At 58.7% G+C, this 15,166-nt stretch carries 16 protein-coding genes and 1 tRNA gene; 11 read left to right on the top strand and 6 right to left on the bottom strand.

Annotated elements, in window-relative coordinates:
* The first annotated feature begins 424 nt into the window (after positions 1-424).
* From ACR0LI_RS02840 to ACR0LI_RS02830, 3 genes are all read left to right on the top strand, one after another.
* Positions 425-1,093 (top strand): cupin domain-containing protein, encoded by a 669-nt coding sequence (locus ACR0LI_RS02840; protein ID WP_480717980.1) that lies wholly within the window; start codon positions 425-427, stop codon positions 1,091-1,093.
* Between the two features lie 91 nt (positions 1,094-1,184).
* The gene (locus tag ACR0LI_RS02835; RefSeq protein WP_480717979.1) at positions 1,185-2,261 is read left to right on the top strand and encodes a flavin monoamine oxidase family protein; all 1,077 of its coding nucleotides are present in this window, start codon (positions 1,185-1,187) and stop codon (positions 2,259-2,261) included.
* Positions 2,252-2,818 (top strand): TetR/AcrR family transcriptional regulator, encoded by a 567-nt coding sequence (locus ACR0LI_RS02830; RefSeq protein WP_171631227.1) that lies wholly within the window; start codon positions 2,252-2,254, stop codon positions 2,816-2,818. Before ACR0LI_RS02835 ends, ACR0LI_RS02830 begins: the two co-directional genes overlap by 10 nt.
* Positions 2,819-2,905: 87 nt before the next feature.
* On the opposite strand, the gene ACR0LI_RS02825 is transcribed toward ACR0LI_RS02830, so the two are convergent.
* The gene (locus ACR0LI_RS02825) at positions 2,906-3,031 is read right to left on the bottom strand and encodes a hypothetical protein (RefSeq protein WP_256368966.1); all 126 of its coding nucleotides are present in this window, start codon (positions 3,029-3,031) and stop codon (positions 2,906-2,908) included.
* Positions 3,032-3,193: 162 nt separating this feature from the next.
* Positions 3,194-3,283 (bottom strand) — tRNA-Ser (locus tag ACR0LI_RS02820).
* A 202-nt stretch (positions 3,284-3,485) separates the two neighbouring features.
* Between ACR0LI_RS02820 and ACR0LI_RS02815 the strand changes: the two genes are divergently transcribed.
* The 8 genes from ACR0LI_RS02815 (at position 3,486) to ACR0LI_RS02780 (ending at position 11,059) form a co-directional block, all read left to right on the top strand.
* Positions 3,486-4,784 carry an SPOR domain-containing protein gene (locus ACR0LI_RS02815; RefSeq protein ID WP_480717978.1) on the top strand — a complete coding sequence of 433 codons (1,299 nt, stop codon included), beginning with the start codon at positions 3,486-3,488 and terminating at the stop codon, positions 4,782-4,784.
* A gap of 16 nt (positions 4,785-4,800) precedes the next feature.
* Positions 4,801-5,967 (top strand): D-alanyl-D-alanine carboxypeptidase family protein, encoded by a 1,167-nt coding sequence (locus tag ACR0LI_RS02810; RefSeq protein WP_480717977.1) that lies wholly within the window; start codon positions 4,801-4,803, stop codon positions 5,965-5,967.
* A complete protein-coding gene (gene tmk / locus ACR0LI_RS02805) occupies positions 5,964-6,590 on the top strand; it encodes a dTMP kinase (protein ID WP_209832626.1) in 627 nt (208 codons plus the stop codon). The genes ACR0LI_RS02810 and tmk overlap by 4 nt, the downstream gene beginning before the upstream one ends.
* Positions 6,591-6,593: 3 nt before the next feature.
* On the top strand, positions 6,594-7,715 hold the full coding sequence (locus tag ACR0LI_RS02800; protein ID WP_209832624.1) for a DNA polymerase III subunit delta': 1,122 nt from the start codon (positions 6,594-6,596) through the stop codon (positions 7,713-7,715).
* Entirely contained in the window at positions 7,712-8,518 is an 807-nt protein-coding gene (locus tag ACR0LI_RS02795; protein WP_480717976.1) for a TatD family hydrolase, read from the top strand. Before ACR0LI_RS02800 ends, ACR0LI_RS02795 begins: the two co-directional genes overlap by 4 nt.
* A complete protein-coding gene (locus ACR0LI_RS02790; protein ID WP_171631213.1) occupies positions 8,515-9,312 on the top strand; it encodes an MBL fold metallo-hydrolase in 798 nt (265 codons plus the stop codon). Before ACR0LI_RS02795 ends, ACR0LI_RS02790 begins: the two co-directional genes overlap by 4 nt.
* A gap of 54 nt (positions 9,313-9,366) precedes the next feature.
* Positions 9,367-10,299, top strand: coding sequence for an AEC family transporter (locus tag ACR0LI_RS02785; protein ID WP_480488032.1), 933 nt, complete (start codon positions 9,367-9,369; stop codon positions 10,297-10,299).
* 61 nt (positions 10,300-10,360) lie between these two features.
* Positions 10,361-11,059: a CbiX/SirB N-terminal domain-containing protein gene (locus tag ACR0LI_RS02780; RefSeq protein WP_171631209.1), complete on the top strand. Its 699-nt coding sequence runs from the start codon at positions 10,361-10,363 to the stop codon at positions 11,057-11,059.
* A gap of 37 nt (positions 11,060-11,096) precedes the next feature.
* Here the strand turns inward: ACR0LI_RS02780 and ACR0LI_RS02775 are convergent, their stop codons facing one another.
* The 4 genes from ACR0LI_RS02775 to ACR0LI_RS02760 form a co-directional block, all read right to left on the bottom strand.
* On the bottom strand, positions 11,097-12,089 hold the full coding sequence (locus ACR0LI_RS02775; RefSeq protein ID WP_210092572.1) for a GGDEF domain-containing protein: 993 nt from the start codon (positions 12,087-12,089) through the stop codon (positions 11,097-11,099).
* Positions 12,086-12,673 (bottom strand): heme NO-binding domain-containing protein, encoded by a 588-nt coding sequence (locus tag ACR0LI_RS02770; protein ID WP_480717975.1) that lies wholly within the window; start codon positions 12,671-12,673, stop codon positions 12,086-12,088. The genes ACR0LI_RS02775 and ACR0LI_RS02770 overlap by 4 nt, the downstream gene beginning before the upstream one ends.
* Before the next feature lie 118 nt (positions 12,674-12,791).
* Positions 12,792-14,351, bottom strand: a complete 1,560-nt coding sequence (locus ACR0LI_RS02765; RefSeq protein WP_171722968.1) for a trimethylamine methyltransferase family protein — start codon at positions 14,349-14,351, stop codon at positions 12,792-12,794.
* A 118-nt stretch (positions 14,352-14,469) separates the two neighbouring features.
* On the bottom strand, positions 14,470-15,162 hold the full coding sequence (locus ACR0LI_RS02760) for an HAD family hydrolase (protein ID WP_171722967.1): 693 nt from the start codon (positions 15,160-15,162) through the stop codon (positions 14,470-14,472).
* Between the last annotated feature and the right edge of the window lie 4 nt (positions 15,163-15,166).

The following is a 15,166-nucleotide window of genomic DNA, read 5'->3' as shown; positions in this document are numbered from 1 at the left end:
ATACGTTTCTATACCTCTTGAATGCGGTATTTTCGAAAGTTTGTTTCGACTTCCTGCAATTCAACATTGCCCCTCCGAAACCTCAGAATCCGAAAATACCCGCTGGTTTCTTGAGCACCGAAATGCCCCGTGCAGAAGGCACAACCAGTTTCGAAACGGGTGGTGAAGCTGTCCTTTCGCACGAAGCAATTAATATCATTCAGATACTTAATGCGCCTGATCTTGCGTATCGCACCCGCCCCCAAAAAAGGCGCGGCACTTCTTCCCGGCAATTGCGTCACCTAACCGTGGAACCAAGCCACACTGACAAGAAACCGTTCAACACTCTGTGTAAGGTGTCGCCTATACCAACATTTCAGTTGGCATTTGCCTACCTACTGGTAGATAGTCATCCTTGCTGCAACCAAGGAAGAGAACTGACCCCATGGAAATCAATTCGGACTTCTCTGACCGCGTTGTCGTTCACTCGGACCAGCTGGAATGGCAGGCCTCACCCATGAAGGGTGTGGATCGCAGGATGCTGGACAGGATCGGAGGCGAGGTCGCACGGGCCACCACTATCGTACGTTATGAGCCGGGCAGTCATTTCTCTGCCCATACCCATACGGGTGGCGAGGAGTTCATTGTCCTTGACGGTGTATTTCAGGATGAACATGGTGACTATCCGGCGGGGACCTATGTGCGCAACCCGCCAACCTCGCAACACACACCGGGGTCGGAACCGGGATGCACGATCTTCGTCAAGCTTTGGCAGTTCGACCTGAACGACCGAACCCAGTTTCGCAAAAACATGGTGGATGAGCTGCGCGCACCCGCAAACGGTATCGCCACCGCAGTCCTACATGAGGATGCTCGCGAGATCGTGACCTACGCCCATCTGGACGCGGGCGCGACGCTGCGCTCGGACGCCCCCGGCGGGATCGAGGTTCTGATCATCGACGGGTCGGTCACCGAAGGCGGGGACGAACTGGTCAAAAACGATTGGCTGCGCCTGCCTGAAGGCCACAGCCTGACGGCCGTTGCTGGGGCGGACGGGGCCAAGATCTGGATGAAGACAGGCCACCTGCCTTACGCCCAACCGCCGGCGGTGTAACCGATGTCTGAACAAAACCCTGGCGCAACAACCCCGGTCGAGTTGGGCCCAAAAGCTGGACCTGCGTCCTTCAACTGAGGGGGTTTGACCCATGCGCACTGATACGCTCATCATCGGTGGCGGACTTTCAGGGCTTGGCCTGGCGACACAGCTTGTGGATCAGGGTCAGGAGGTGCTGGTTGCTGAGGCGCGCAGCCGTCTGGGCGGGCGCATTCTGACCGAGGTTCAGGGGCGCGCCCATCTGGACATGGGTCCGGCTTGGTTCTGGCCCGGGCAGCCACGTATCGCAGCGCTGACAGACCGACTGGGCCTGCACCGGTTTGACCAATTCAGCTCCGGCGCGCTGAGCTTCGAAGATGAACAGGGCCGTGTTGTGCGGGGCCGTGGGTTTTCATCCATGGAAGGGTCTTATCGCCTGGTCGGGGGGCTCGCTGCTTTGACGGATGCGCTGTCGGCACGGTTGCCGGATGGAGCAATTCACCTGTCCACGCAGATCACCGCCTTGGCCCGCACCAAAGGCGGAGTTCGGGTCACCTCGCAATCTGGACAGCATATTTGGGCAAGCCGTGTGGTACTTGCCATGCCCCCACGTATCGCGGCCGAGTTGACCTATGAGCCCGCCCTGCCCGATGGCACGTTGTCAGCCATGCGGCACATCGCGACCTGGATGGCCGGTCAGGCCAAAGCAGTTGCGGTCTATGACACTCCGTTCTGGCGCAAAGACGGATTGTCAGGGGATGCTATGAGCCGGCGCGGTCCCATGGTGGAAATCCACGACGCGTCGCCTGCCAGCGGTGGTCCTTTCGCGCTGTTCGGTTTCATCGGCATCCCTGCGCAAGCTCGCCGGGATGAAGGGGCGTTGCGGCAGCAGGTTCTGGCTCAGCTGGGGCGATTGTTCGGGCGCAAGGCGACCAGCCCCAATGCGCTTTTGTTAAAAGACTGGGCGTTTGATCGCTTCACAGCAACCAACCTGGATCTTCAGCCCGTACATGCCCATCCGCAATACGGCATGCCCAGGGCCATGACGCGGATCTGGGAAGACCGGATCATCTTCAGTGGCACCGAAACAGCCGCGCAATTTGGGGGATATCTGGAAGGTGCATTGGAAGCGGCAGAAAACACCGCGGCATTGTTGAGCGCAAATAGGATGAACGTGGCATGGAAATAGACACAAAAACCGCTTTGCTGAATTCTGCCGAATTTGCCGTACGCAGCAAAGGCTTCGACGGCTTCAGCTATGCCGACCTTGCCAATGATGTGGGCATCCGCAAGGCATCGATCCACTATCACTTCCCGACCAAAGCCGCGCTTTCTGCAGCTTTGATGACACGCTACCATACCGAGCTTACCGGACGCTGCGTCGAGATCGAGGAAACTTGCGAAACGGCGGGCGCGCGCATGCGTGCACTGATCGCGCTGTATCGCGCGGCTTTGAACGACGGAAAAACCCTATGCTTATGTGTGTCGCTGATCATCAGCCGGGAAAGCTTGTCAAATGAGGTCACCGACAAAATCCGCGAGTTCCGGCGCATGTTGACCCGGTGGATCGAGAATGTCTTTGCGCTTGGCAAAACAGATCATTCGATCACGGGCGTTGAGGATCCGAAAGCAGAAGCACGCGCGGCATTGGCCTTGCTGGAAGGCGCTCATCTGACGGCTCGGGTCGAGAAGAGCACCCAAACCTTTGACGACGCCGTGGAGGTTCTAACTGCGCGATGTTTGTGACACGGCCCAAGCTTGCGCATACAGAATGGCCGCGTCGATTGTTGAGGCGCCTGCCCGCCTCCCCTGCCCCAGCCCCATTTCGGGTGATCATTCGGGGCGGTCTTTGTAGATGTCGATATTGCCTGCGATACAGCGCAGCAAGCGAATTGGCCGAGGCTGGATGTACTGACCACCAGATTGCGTCCACCACAGGTCATAAAAAAATTTCTCCATGGCTCAAGAACACTCGAAAGGTGCCGGCCAAAAGCGACTCGCAAAGCATGCTCAGACCAAGCGGGGACTAGAACACGAACCAGACATGGGAATTTTCTGAAGAAACCGTAGGTTCGTAAAATACGGGACGTGGTCAGCGTGTGGTCGGATTTGCCATTTTTGTGGCGGGGAGACAGGGATTCGAACCCTGGGGACGCTCTCACGCCCAACGGTTTTCAAGACCGCCGCATTCGACCACTCTGCCACCTCCCCGTCGAAAGCAGGGTCTAAGGCGAAGTTCGACCAGAGGCAAGTCGAAATCGGGAAATCTTGCCGAAGCCTGTGCAGCGGTCTTTCCATGACACTTCAGCCACGTTATGATCCGCAGGAAAGACCGCAACAGGCTGGCATCCAGAACCAGCAGACCGGCAGTGGGGTTCGGAAAACGAAACCCCTTCAGGCAAGGGAAAAGCAGATGAAGCGAGCGATCGAGACACGCCCGGGGCCTAAACGGCTGGCGTATCTGGCGTTGACTTTGACGATACTGGCCGGATGCGAAGAGGTTTTTTCAACTTCTGACTCGGCTGAAAAACCGGAAGACAATTCGGGCAAGACGGAACTCCTGCCCGAGGTGGCCACCGGCTCTCAGCGTGATGTCGAGGCCCCTGAGGTTTTTCAGACAACCGAAGCAGGGCTTTGGGATGGCCGGCCTTCTCTTGGCGGGATATGGGTTGCGCACCCGGATGCGTCCCAACCTGAACGTGTCGTGATCAAAAACACGTCCAACAACAAATCGGTGACCGGCGCCCTGTTCCGGCGCGAGCGCAACCTGCCCGGGCCTGCGCTTCAGGTCTCGTCCGCTGCCGCGAAAGAGCTGGGAATGCTTGCGGGTGCGCCGACAAAAGTCAGTGTCGTCGCACTGCGCCGGGAAAAGCTGGAAGAACCGTCGTCGGAAGATGCGCCAGAAGCAGAAGAATCGGCCGCCGAAACCACGGCTGCGGTTGCTGATGGAGCTTCCGACACGCAAGCGTCCGCAGAGCCGGAAAAACCGGTCAAACGGAAGTGGTGGCAGAAAAAGGAACCAGCCGCCGCCGCGGCTGGTACGACTGCGGTTGCAGCCGGTGCAGCCAGTTCATCCGATGAAACGGCTGAGGACGTCGAGCCCGCAAGCGAAGATGCCGAGACGCCTACATCAGCCGACGATCAGGTCGAAGCACCTGCCGATAAACCCGCCAAGCGGAAATGGTGGCAGAAGAAAGCCCCCACAGCTGCGGCTGCGGGAACTGCCGTGGCGGCGGCAGATACAGCGACCGACAGCGCAGACGTAGCCGCCGAAGCCGCTGCGGCCGTGGCGTCGCCCTCTTTGTCGGATGCACCGGTCACACCCCCTGCCGAAAAACCTGCCAAGCGGAAATGGTGGCAAAAGAAAGACCCTGCCGCGATCACCGAAACACCGCTGGACCCGGTAGAAGGGGCCGCAGCAGCAATAGATGCGTCAGACGCCACGCCTGTTGCAGCAGCCACAACGTCGGCGACATCTTTGAGTAAGCCGTATGTTCAGATTGGAACCTTCAGCGTTGAGGCGAACGCCAAGTCAGCAGCCCAAAAGGCGCGTCGCAACGGAATGCCCACGGTTGTTCGGGAACTGAAAACAGCGAATAGTACAGTGTGGCGCGTGCTGGTAGGCCCCGCCGCAACAAGGGCCGAGCGCAAAGCCTTTCAAAAGGACGTGAAAGACCTTGGCTTCAAAGATGCGTTCACGGTAACCGACTAATTCAGGGAGGCTTAACATGCTGTCCTCAATACGAACATCTGTTCTGGCTCTTGGGCTTGCCGTTCTGGCGATACCGGCCCAGGCTTTTGATACATCCGCCCGCGCGGCTTACGTGATCGACCAAACCACCGGTACCGTGCTGCTGTCGAAAGAAGCCGACCAACCGTTGCCGCCTGCGTCGATGTCCAAGCTCATGACGCTTTATGTTGCGTTCGAAGCATTGCGGGACGGGCGCTTGACGCTGGACGAAACTCTGCCTGTTTCGGAACACGCGATGAGCTATGGCGGCTCGACGATGTTCCTGAATACGCAGGATCGCGTACGTGTCGAAGATCTGCTGCGCGGCATTATCGTTTTGTCGGGCAATGACGCCTGCGTCGTCATTGCCGAAGCGCTCAGCCCGGATGGCACCGAAACAGGGTTTGCGCGATACATGACCCAGCGGGCCAAGCAGATGGGCATGAACAATTCGAACTTCGCAAATTCAAACGGCTGGCCCGCCGCCGGGCATATGATGTCAGTTCATGATCTGGCCGTTCTTGCAGACCGGCTGATCACTGACTTTCCGGAATACTATCCCCTTTTCGCCGAAGAAGTTTTCGAATTCGATGGCCGCGCGCCCTCGAACGCCCGCAACCGCAACCCGTTGCTGCGGCTGGATATCGGCGCAGATGGCCTGAAAACCGGCCACACGCAAGAAGCGGGCTATGGCCTTGTCGGGTCCGCCAAACAAGGCGACAGGCGTGTGATCTTTGTGCTGACGGGGCTCGACAGCACCGGCCAACGGGCAGAGGAGGCTGAGGCCGTGGTTAACTGGTCGTTTCGAAATTTTGTCGAGAGGACAGTTGCCACTGCGGAAACGCCGATAGCCGAAGCCAAACTGTGGATGGGCGAGAAAAAGACCGTGGGCCTTGTTCCCGAAGGTGATCTGAATGTGCTGTTCCCGGTTCTGGGCACTCAGAATGTCGAGGCCGAAGTGGTCTATGACGGCCCGATCAACGCGCCCGTCAAAAAAGGTCAGCAGCTGGCCGAACTGGTTATCAAGCCCGAAGGGCTGCCGGAAATCCGGCGCCCGCTGGTGGCAGCCGAAGATGTTGCGATTGGCGGGTTTGTGGTGCGCATGCTGACCGTCGGCGGTATCGTATTGAAAGACGTGATCAACAACCCGCTGGAGTCGATGTGACGAAAGCGGGGTTATTTCTGACCTTCGAAGGCATTGACGGTTCAGGCAAGTCAACACAGGCACGGATGCTGGCGGAACATCTGCGCGCGCAGGGTCACGAGGTGGTACTGACGCGCGAACCCGGCGGTTCCGCGGGGGCCGAGGAAATTCGCAGTTTGGTTTTGGAGGGCGACCCGGATCGCTGGTCGGCCGAGACCGAGATTCTGCTGTTCACAGCAGCCCGCCGCGACCATTTGGAGCGTACAATCGAGCCAGCTCTGGAGGCAGGGAAGGTTGTGATCTGCGACCGCTTTGCTGACAGCACACGTATGTATCAGGGCTTGTCCCGGGGTGACCTGCGAAATCTGGTGGATCAGTTGCACAGCCTGATGATCGGGCGCGAACCGGACATGACGCTGCTGATCGACATGGACCCCGAAACGGGCCTGGCACGCGCCAAGGGGCGACAAGGCACCGAAGAACGTTTCGAGGACTTTGGCCCGGATTTACAAAAGAAGATGCGTGCCGGTTTTCTGGCGCTGGCCGATGAGTTCCCCGACAGGTTTCACATCGTGGATGGCAACAGGGACATGGACAGCGTTGCGCAGGATGTGACAGAAATCGTCCAGGCAGCACTGCGGTAGACGATGAGCGACGATATCCCTTCTCCGGATCAGGTGCAGGGCGCACCACATCCGCGCGAAACCGTTCGGCTTTTTGGCCAGGACGCGGCTGAACAGGCATTCCTGACCGCCTACACCTCGGACCGTTTGCATCACGGTTGGCTGCTGACTGGGCCACGCGGTGTCGGCAAGGCGACCCTCGCCTGGCGAATTGCAAGGTTTCTGCTTTCCACTCCGCCGACCGAGGATGGCGGGTTGTTCGGCGCGCCGCCTCCGCCCGAGACGCTCGATATCGATCCCGATCACCCGGTGGCCCATCGCATTCAGGCCGGGGCGGAACCGGGTTTGGCGGCAATAACCCGGTCACTGAACGATCAGGGACGGCTGCGCGGTGAGATCGTCGTGGATGACATCCGCAAGCTTGGAAAGTTTTTTGGCCTGTCCTCTGCGGACGGCGGCCGCCGCGTCGTGATCGTGGATTCAGCAGACGAAATGAACGTCAGCGCCGCCAACGCGTTGCTGAAAATGCTGGAAGAGCCGCCTGCCCGCACCACCCTTTTGCTGGTATCGCATCAACCCTCGCGCCTGTTGCCAACCATCCGTTCACGCTGTCGCACGCTGCGCCTCGGCCCGCTGAACGCGCAAGACATGCAAGCCGCCCTGTCACAAACGGAAACCGAAATTCCCGCGCAGACAGAACACCTTGCCGCGCTTGCAGCGGGTTCAGTCGGAGACGCCGTGCGTTTGATCAATCTGGGTGGTCTGGACATCTATACCGAACTGATCGCCATTCTGGGAACCCTGCCCCGCATGGATCGCCAGCGCGCGCTGGCCCTGGCCGAAGCGGCAGCACAGCGCGGTGCGGCGGACCGGTTCGAACTTTTGCTTACCCTGATCGACATCGCTCTGTCACGGCTGGCACTGACCGGGGCAACGGGCACGCCCCCGCTGCCTGAAGCCGCCCCCAACGAGGGTGAAACACTGGCGCGTCTGTCAGCATCGCCAAATCAAGCCCGTCGCTGGGCCGAGGTCGCCGCAACGATCACAGCCCGAGCGCGACATGGTCAGGCAGTCAACCTTGACCCTGCCGCTCTGGTCCTAGATACGGTGTTCAAGATACAGGAAACTGCCGGTCAGAACAGATGAGCGACACCCCCCAGATTACCGACAGCCATTGCCATCTGGACTTCCCGGATTTCGAAGACCAGTTGGACGACATCATCGCGCGTGCTGCCCAGGCTGGCGTGACCCGGATGGTGACGATCTGCACCAAACTGCGCAACGAACCCGCCGTCCGTGCGATTGCCGAAGCCCACGCGCCGGTCTTCTATGCCGCCGGCACACATCCGATGAGCGCCGCGGACGAGCCATTGGCCTCGGTCGATGATCTGGTCGCCCTGACACGGCATCCCAAATTCGTCGGTATCGGTGAAACCGGCTTGGACTACCACTATACCGCCGACAGTGCCGAAGTGCAGAAACAGTCACTGCGCATCCATATCGAAGCGGCCCAGCGCACCGGGCTGCCCCTGATCATTCACGCCCGCGCAGCTGATGAAGATATGGCCCGCATTCTGGCTGAAGAATATCGCAACGCACCCTATTCCTGCGTCATGCACTGCTTCTCATCGTCTGCTCAATTGGCCAAGGCCGCGCTGGAGCTGGGGTTTTATCTGTCCATGTCCGGCATCGCAGCCTTTCCCAAAAGCCAGGAGTTGCGCGATATCTTCGCAAACGCCCCGGTGGACCGCATTCTGGTGGAAACTGACGCGCCCTATCTGGCCCCGCCGCCCTATCGCGGCAAACGAAACGAGCCGGCCTATACTGTGCACACGGCCCAAAAGGGGGCTGAAATCTTTGGCATGGACTATGCCGCCTTTGCTGACCAGACACAGGCGAACTTCGACCGGCTGTTTACCAAAGCGGCATCAGACAAGGCCGCCGCATGACCGGCTTCCGATTTACAATTCTAGGCTGCGGGTCCTCTGGCGGCGTGCCGCGGCTGGGCGGTCAGTGGGGCGATTGTGACCCTGCAAACCCCAAGAACATCCGGCGCCGCTGTTCGATGCTGGTCGAACGCGACGGGCCAGATGGGACAACCTCGGTTCTGATCGACACAACGCCAGATATGCGCAGCCAGTTGCTGGATACAGGTACAGGGCGGTTGGACGGGGTCGTCTATACGCACTCTCACGCAGACCATGTGCATGGAATCGATGACTTGCGCATGATCGTGTTCAACATGAAAACCCGCGTTCCCGTTTGGGCGGATGGCGACACCCAGAACGCCTTGTTGGGGCGGTTTGGATACGCGTTCATTCAGCCGGAAGGCTCCCCTTATCCTCCAATACTGGAGCTCAAGTCTATCGACGGTCCATTTGAAATCGACGGCCCCGGCGGCCCGATTCCGTTGCGTCCTTTCAAAGTGAATCACGGTTCGATCGATTCCCTTGGATTCCGCATAGGGCAACTCGCCTATCTTCCGGATGTCGCCGAGATCTACGACGACGCCTGGCCCGAAATGAAAGGGCTGGACTGCCTTGTCATCGATGCCCTGCGCCGCTCGCCTCATCCAACGCATGCGCATCTGGAAAAGACGCTTGGGTGGATCGAAGAACTCCAACCGAAGCGCGCGGTTCTGACCAACATGCATATCGATCTCGATTATGCCACCGTCGATGCTGAAACCCCCGACCACATCACCCCCGCCTTCGACGGGATGGTGATCCATCAGTCGCAGTAGGCCGCTGCCCGTCGCCCGCATGATATCGCAGCAGGCCCGTCGCACGGGGGCCACATGCTGCAAAGCCTGATCGACGTCATTCTTCCGGTTTTCCTTGTAATCGGGGCCGGGTATACGGCAACACGCACGGGGTACTTCAAAGAAGCGCATGTCGATGGGCTGATGAAGTTCACCCAAGGCTTTGCGATTCCCTGCCTTTTGTTCCTGGCCATCGCGCATCTGGACCTCAGCGCCAGTTTCGACCCCCGGCTTTTGGCCAGTTTCTATTCCGCTGCCGCCCTGTGTTTCACAACAGGTCTGTTCGGCGCACGCATCATTTTCGGGCGCGATTGGGAAGATTGCGTTGCCATCGGGTTTTGTTGCCTGTTCTCAAACTCTGTCCTGTTGGGTTTGCCGATAACCGAACGCGCATATGGGCCCGAGAACCTGACCGGCAACTACGCGATCATCGCCTTCCATTCTCCGTTTTGTTACGGCGTCGGGATCACGGTGATGGAGGTCGTGCGAAATCGCGGTCATGGTGGCATGCGCATGGCACGGTCTGTGTTGTCTGCAATGTTCAAGAACGCGCTGATCCTTGGTATCGCCCTTGGGTTTCTAGTCAACCTGTCCGGCCTGGCAATCCCTGCGGTGGTCGACGAAGCACTGGGGTTGATCACCCGTGCTGCCCTGCCCGGGGCGTTGTTTGCCTTGGGCGGTGTGCTGGTCAAATACAAGCCCGAGGGCGACCTGCGCACCATTGCGTATGTTTGCTGTATCTCTTTGATGCTGCATCCCAGCCTGGTGTGGGTGTTCGGCAAATCCACGGGCCTGCCGCAGGATCTGTTTCGGTCGGGGGTTTTGAATGCCGCCATGGCTCCGGGTTTCAACGCCTATATCTTCGCCAACATGTATGGTCGCGCAAAACGGGTCGCAGCGTCGGCGGTACTTATCGGAACGGCCTCGTCCATTCTGACCGTCTGGCTATGGCTGACACTTTTGGGCTAACTGAGGTGTTGACTTCAGGTTGATGTGAAACACCTATCGCGCAACGCTGCAGGAGATCCGCATGTCACATGCCATAATTGTCGCTCATGGCCAACCGTCAGACCCGGAACCGGCCGAAGCTGCACTTGCGGCATTCGCCGCCAAGGTCAACGCGCTTACCGGGCACATAGCGGTGGATTCGGCCACTCTGGCAGCGCCGGGTGCGTTGGAGTCGAAGCTTGACCGCGCGCCCGAAAACTCGGTCATCTATCCACTTTTCATGGCAAAAGGGTGGTTTGTCACCAGCGCTCTACCCAAACGGCTTGGGCACCATCCGGCACGGATTTTGGACCCGCTTGGAATTGACCCGGACCTGCCGGCCCTGACCGCAGAGGCCCTGCGATCGGAATTGTCCGACAAACACTGGGCTGCTCGGTCCACCGATCTGGTCATTGCCGCGCATGGTTCCGGGCGCAGCCGGAACCCGTCGACCGTGGCGTTGCAGTTTGCGAAACAGCTTGCGGGACTGGTGGCGTTCAAATCCGTTCGCGTCGGTTTCGTCGAAGAGCCACCTTCCATATCTGACGCTGCAAACGGTACCGAAGATCAGGCGCTGTGCCTTCCGTTCTTTGCCTGTGCCGGAGGGCATGTGCAGGAAGACGTCCCGCAAGAGCTGGATCGCGCGGGGTTTTCAGGCGTGGTCCTGCCGGTGGTGGGAGAGTTGCCTCCGATCCGGCAACAGATTGCGAAAAAGATAAATGCGGCATTCGATTCAGCCTGAAGCCCCGATACGTGCCCATCGTGTCTTCTGAACGAATTCAGGTTTGCGCCTTGCTCAACGCTGAATACATGCGATGGCAAGACCGGCCGTCGCGCTTGGCCTGATAAAGGGCCAAGTCTGCTGCGTGAAGAATGTCGGCGGCGTTGGGGCAGTCGAACTGCGTGGACAAGGCAGTGCCAATACTGGCCGAGATCGAACAACTCTGATTCTGAAACGTCATCGGTTCATTCAACCTTGATATCAGACGCCCAGCAATGCAGGCCAGAGTATCTTCCCGAGTCAGATCCTTGAAAACAATGACGAATTCATCCCCGCCGACCCGGGCCACAGTGTCGTTGCTTCGTGTCTCCTGTTGCATGATGCGGGCGGCCTGCTGCAAGACGAAATCACCCGCGGCATGGCCCAGCTTGTCATTTACAGATTTGAAAAAATCCAGATCCAGATGCATGAGCGCGAAGGTGGAATTTCCCGAAATCAAATGCTCGAGCAAGTGATCCATCGCCCTGCGGTTCTTCAGTCCGGTCAATGTGTCGGTAAAGGCCTGCTCTTCGGCTGCAAGCATCGCACCCTGCAGCCGAAGGTTGAGAGAGCGGGATGCCTCCATCGCGGCGGATTTGGCTTCGACCAGATACAATAGCTCAATCGCCAGATCCGTGCCCGAGAAATCAGCACTTGTCAGCGCATAGTCCCGCACCGCATCCAAAATCGAGATACCAAATGACAGATTGATGACCGCACCACCGGAATGCGGCAAAGGAGCGACCAAGCCTTTCAGGGTTGTGCGGGGTTCATCATGAAACCTCAGATGCAGCTTCGCCCCCGCCATTGACATCAGGGCGGGAATGGTGGTGATCGTTCTGGGGCGGATCAGTTCAAACACATCCAGAAATCCCTGCCCCACCAGCGGCAGTTCAGGTCGCAACTTTTGCAGGGTCGGACCTGCCTGCCGAATATGCCCATTTTGGTCCACCAACAGGAACATCGGGCAAAGCGTTTCCAGCAGACCAGCCAGTTCTTGGGTGTCTGTCATCCGTTCCGAGCCCCCAGATCAAAATGCCGCCCCTCGGCAAAAGCGCTTTCAACCAACATGATGGAAATGACATCACTGCCTTGCTGCTGCCCCTCGTGTGACAGCATCACCAGCGCACCATAGTCATCCGCCATTGCGCGCAGGATCCCAACCATGACATTGGAATACCCTGGCAGGCCCGGAGAGCAACTCAGCTGAAATTCCGTGGCTGACAGCTCTCTCAGTTCCAAGGCCGGCAGGGTCAAATCAGACACGGCCAGCCGCACGCGGTCCGCCAGATCGTCGAGCGAATGAAGAAATTCCACGTAGCTTACGCCGCCGAACCTGAGAAGGCGGCGCAGCCCTTCCATATTCGGATGAGATACGAGGTACGTTCCCAGGTCCTCAAAGACTTCGGCTGGCGGTCGATCAAGGTCGGCGCTCAGCGCCTCCATTACCTTGGACGTCATGTCATCGTCATAGACGAGCATGGCCTCGAACTCGACAAACCCCAGCCGCGCGGCTTCGGTCACGCGCAACCAGCAGGATCGCCCGTAGGTCGCACAGACAAAGGACTGTATCGCCCGATTGATCAGACCATGCATCAGATGCCCCAGTTTGGTGTCCTGTGCACTGTGGCCGGAAAAACCTTAACAAATAGCCAAAATCCACCCTGAGTTGTAGCAAATTCAACCGAGTATCAGCTCGAGACCACCTGTCCGATCAGAAATCCGTGGGCGCGCCGCCTTCCGCTTTGCGGCGTTCGACAAAAGCGGCCAGTTCCTCGCGAATGCCTTCATCGATCGGGGGGGCGTCAAAGCTCGAGATAATCTCCTTGAACATGTGATGCGCGCGTTCTGCCGTCCAGATGCCGCCGGCGACCTCCCATCCTTCATAGTTTTTCCAATCACTCAGGAAGGGTTGATAGAAGGCCGTGGTATAGCGATCCTGCGTATGCTGAATGCCAAAGAAATGACCGTCATTGCCGACTGCCCGGATCGCATCCAGTGCAATCTCGTCCGGCCCTGTGGCGGTCAACTCGGGGTTCATATAGCGTTGAATTTGCTGTAGGATTTCGCAATCCATGATAAACTTTTCCGGGCTGGCGATCAGACCGCCCTCAAGCCAACCGGCTGCGTGGTAGACCATATTGGTGCCCGATTGCACGGCGGCCCAAAGCGAGTTCGAAGTCTCCCACACAGACTGCCCGTCCGGCACATTTGCCGCACAAACACCCGAAGACCGCATGGGCAAACCATAGAACCGCGCCATCTGGCCGGTCATCTGGGTCGAACGCATGTATTCCGGTGTTCCAAAGGCGGGCGCGCCGGATTTCATATCCACATTCGACGTGAATGTACCGATCACACAGGGAATACCGGGGCGCACGTATTGGAACAGCGCAATGGCGCACAGCGCCTCGGCCAAGGATTGCGCCACGGCGCCTGCCATGGTTACGGGGGCCATCGCACCCGCCAGCGTAAAGGGCGTGACAACAATCGCTTGACCGCGCCGCGCCAGGCGCAGACACCCGTCGATCATCGGGTGATCGTGTTTCAGCGGCGAGGTAGAGTTGATATTGGTATACATGCGCGGCGCGGCCTCGAACTCCTCATGGCTCAACCCTCCTGCGATGCGCACCATTTCCATGACATCTTCGACGCGTTCCTTGCCCAGTGAATAGGCGTGCATGGCCTTGTCGGTCAGGGTCAGCTTGTCGTACAGCACATCCAGATGGCGAACGCTGGCGTGGATATCGACCGGCTCGACCGGGTATCCGCCCGCGAAATGGATGCAGTTGAAGTATTGCGTCAGCTTCAGAAGGTTCCGACACATCTCGCGATTGCCCGGTACTTTTTTCCCGATCTCCATGTCCCAGTAATTCGGCGGGGAAGAGACGTTGCCGAACAGGATGTTCTTCCCGCCGATTTCGATCTTGCGATCCGGATTGCGAGGGGTGATCGAAAACCGGCTGGGAGCCTTGGCGATCATCTCCATGACAAAGTCCCGCCCCATGCGGACATTGTCGCCGTTGATGGTGCAACCGGCTTCGCGCAGGATGCCTATTGCCTCTTCGTTGTAAAACTCGATCCCGATCTCTTCGAGGATGCGCATCGCCCCTTCATGGATCGCTTCGATGCCGGCCTGATCCAAAGGTTCTGTGGGTCGATCGATGTTGACCGGCGGATCCCAGGGCATCTGGTCAATCGCTGCACTGCCCCTGCGCGCAGCCGCCCCTGCGCGCCCTCCTCCGCGGCGCTTGCGTGTTTTAGTCTCGGCCATCGGTGCCTCCTGTTCTTGCTTTCGTCAAGCAAGCCCCGAAGGGACGCCTATGGCCGCTCCGTATGCGACAGAATATGTCGGTTTTTCATTCCGTTTTGTCGAATCCCGGATTTGAAAATCAGATTTTGGCCAACCATTCGGGAATATGACCGATATCCGGCAAAATCACATCCGCCATCGGAGCCAAAGCATCGGCCTCGGCCAAACCGGTCAAAACACCGATCGTGGTCATCCCCGCCGCGCGCCCGGCCTGCAAGTCATGAAGACTGTCACCCACCATCGCGATACGAGATGGCTCGACCCCGATATGGGCGGCAAAGGCCAGCAACTGGCCCGGTCCCGGCTTGAACCCGTGACCACTGTCATACCCGGCGACGAAATCGAAATGCCCCCTTACCCCGACAGATTCGAGATGCTGCAAAGCGGGATGTTCACTGTCATTCGTCGCAACGCCCAGCTTGATTCCGGAATTTTGCAGACCTTCCAGGAACGGAACCAATGGAACAGCGGGCACCTGCGGGGCCGAGGCGGCCTCGGAGTTCATCAAATCGATGATCTCATGTAAGGTCACGCCATCGACATGGGCAATCAGAACCTCCGCGATTTCCTCGACCGTGGCGGCGATTACAATGCTGTCTTCGGTATATCTCCCTTGCTCGAAATCATATCCGATGACACGGCCAAGCTCGGTGGCGCGATCTTCGTCCCCGTTGGACAGGCGCAACAGCATGGAGCGCCCGAACCCTCCCCACGTATTTGCAAAGTCAAACAGCGTGCCATCTTTGTCAAAGATGATCGCATCTATCGGCATCCGG

Source organism: Ruegeria sp. CL7 (assembly GCF_056536445.1).
Note: the sequence above shows the minus strand (reverse complement) of the source record. Positions and strands in the feature narration are given on the sequence as shown.

Bases quoted from the DNA above. Each gene is read 5' to 3' on its own strand.
- ACR0LI_RS02840 (WP_480717980.1), top strand. From the start codon at position 425: ATGGAAATCAATTCGGACTTCTCTGACCGCGTTGTCGTTCACTCGGAC.
- ACR0LI_RS02835 (WP_480717979.1), top strand. From the start codon at position 1,185: ATGCGCACTGATACGCTCATCATCGGTGGCGGACTTTCAGGGCTTGGC.
- ACR0LI_RS02830 (WP_171631227.1), top strand. From the start codon at position 2,252: ATGGAAATAGACACAAAAACCGCTTTGCTGAATTCTGCCGAATTTGCC.
- ACR0LI_RS02825 (WP_256368966.1), bottom strand. From the start codon at position 3,031: ATGGAGAAATTTTTTTATGACCTGTGGTGGACGCAATCTGGTGGTCAG.
- ACR0LI_RS02815 (WP_480717978.1), top strand. From the start codon at position 3,486: ATGAAGCGAGCGATCGAGACACGCCCGGGGCCTAAACGGCTGGCGTAT.
- ACR0LI_RS02810 (WP_480717977.1), top strand. From the start codon at position 4,801: ATGCTGTCCTCAATACGAACATCTGTTCTGGCTCTTGGGCTTGCCGTT.
- ACR0LI_RS02800 (WP_209832624.1), top strand. From the start codon at position 6,594: ATGAGCGACGATATCCCTTCTCCGGATCAGGTGCAGGGCGCACCACAT.
- ACR0LI_RS02795 (WP_480717976.1), top strand. From the start codon at position 7,712: ATGAGCGACACCCCCCAGATTACCGACAGCCATTGCCATCTGGACTTC.
- ACR0LI_RS02790 (WP_171631213.1), top strand. From the start codon at position 8,515: ATGACCGGCTTCCGATTTACAATTCTAGGCTGCGGGTCCTCTGGCGGC.
- ACR0LI_RS02785 (WP_480488032.1), top strand. From the start codon at position 9,367: ATGCTGCAAAGCCTGATCGACGTCATTCTTCCGGTTTTCCTTGTAATC.
- ACR0LI_RS02780 (WP_171631209.1), top strand. From the start codon at position 10,361: ATGTCACATGCCATAATTGTCGCTCATGGCCAACCGTCAGACCCGGAA.
- ACR0LI_RS02775 (WP_210092572.1), bottom strand. From the start codon at position 12,089: ATGACAGACACCCAAGAACTGGCTGGTCTGCTGGAAACGCTTTGCCCG.
- ACR0LI_RS02770 (WP_480717975.1), bottom strand. From the start codon at position 12,673: ATGCATGGTCTGATCAATCGGGCGATACAGTCCTTTGTCTGTGCGACC.
- ACR0LI_RS02765 (WP_171722968.1), bottom strand. From the start codon at position 14,351: ATGGCCGAGACTAAAACACGCAAGCGCCGCGGAGGAGGGCGCGCAGGG.
- ACR0LI_RS02760 (WP_171722967.1), bottom strand. From the start codon at position 15,162: ATGCCGATAGATGCGATCATCTTTGACAAAGATGGCACGCTGTTTGAC.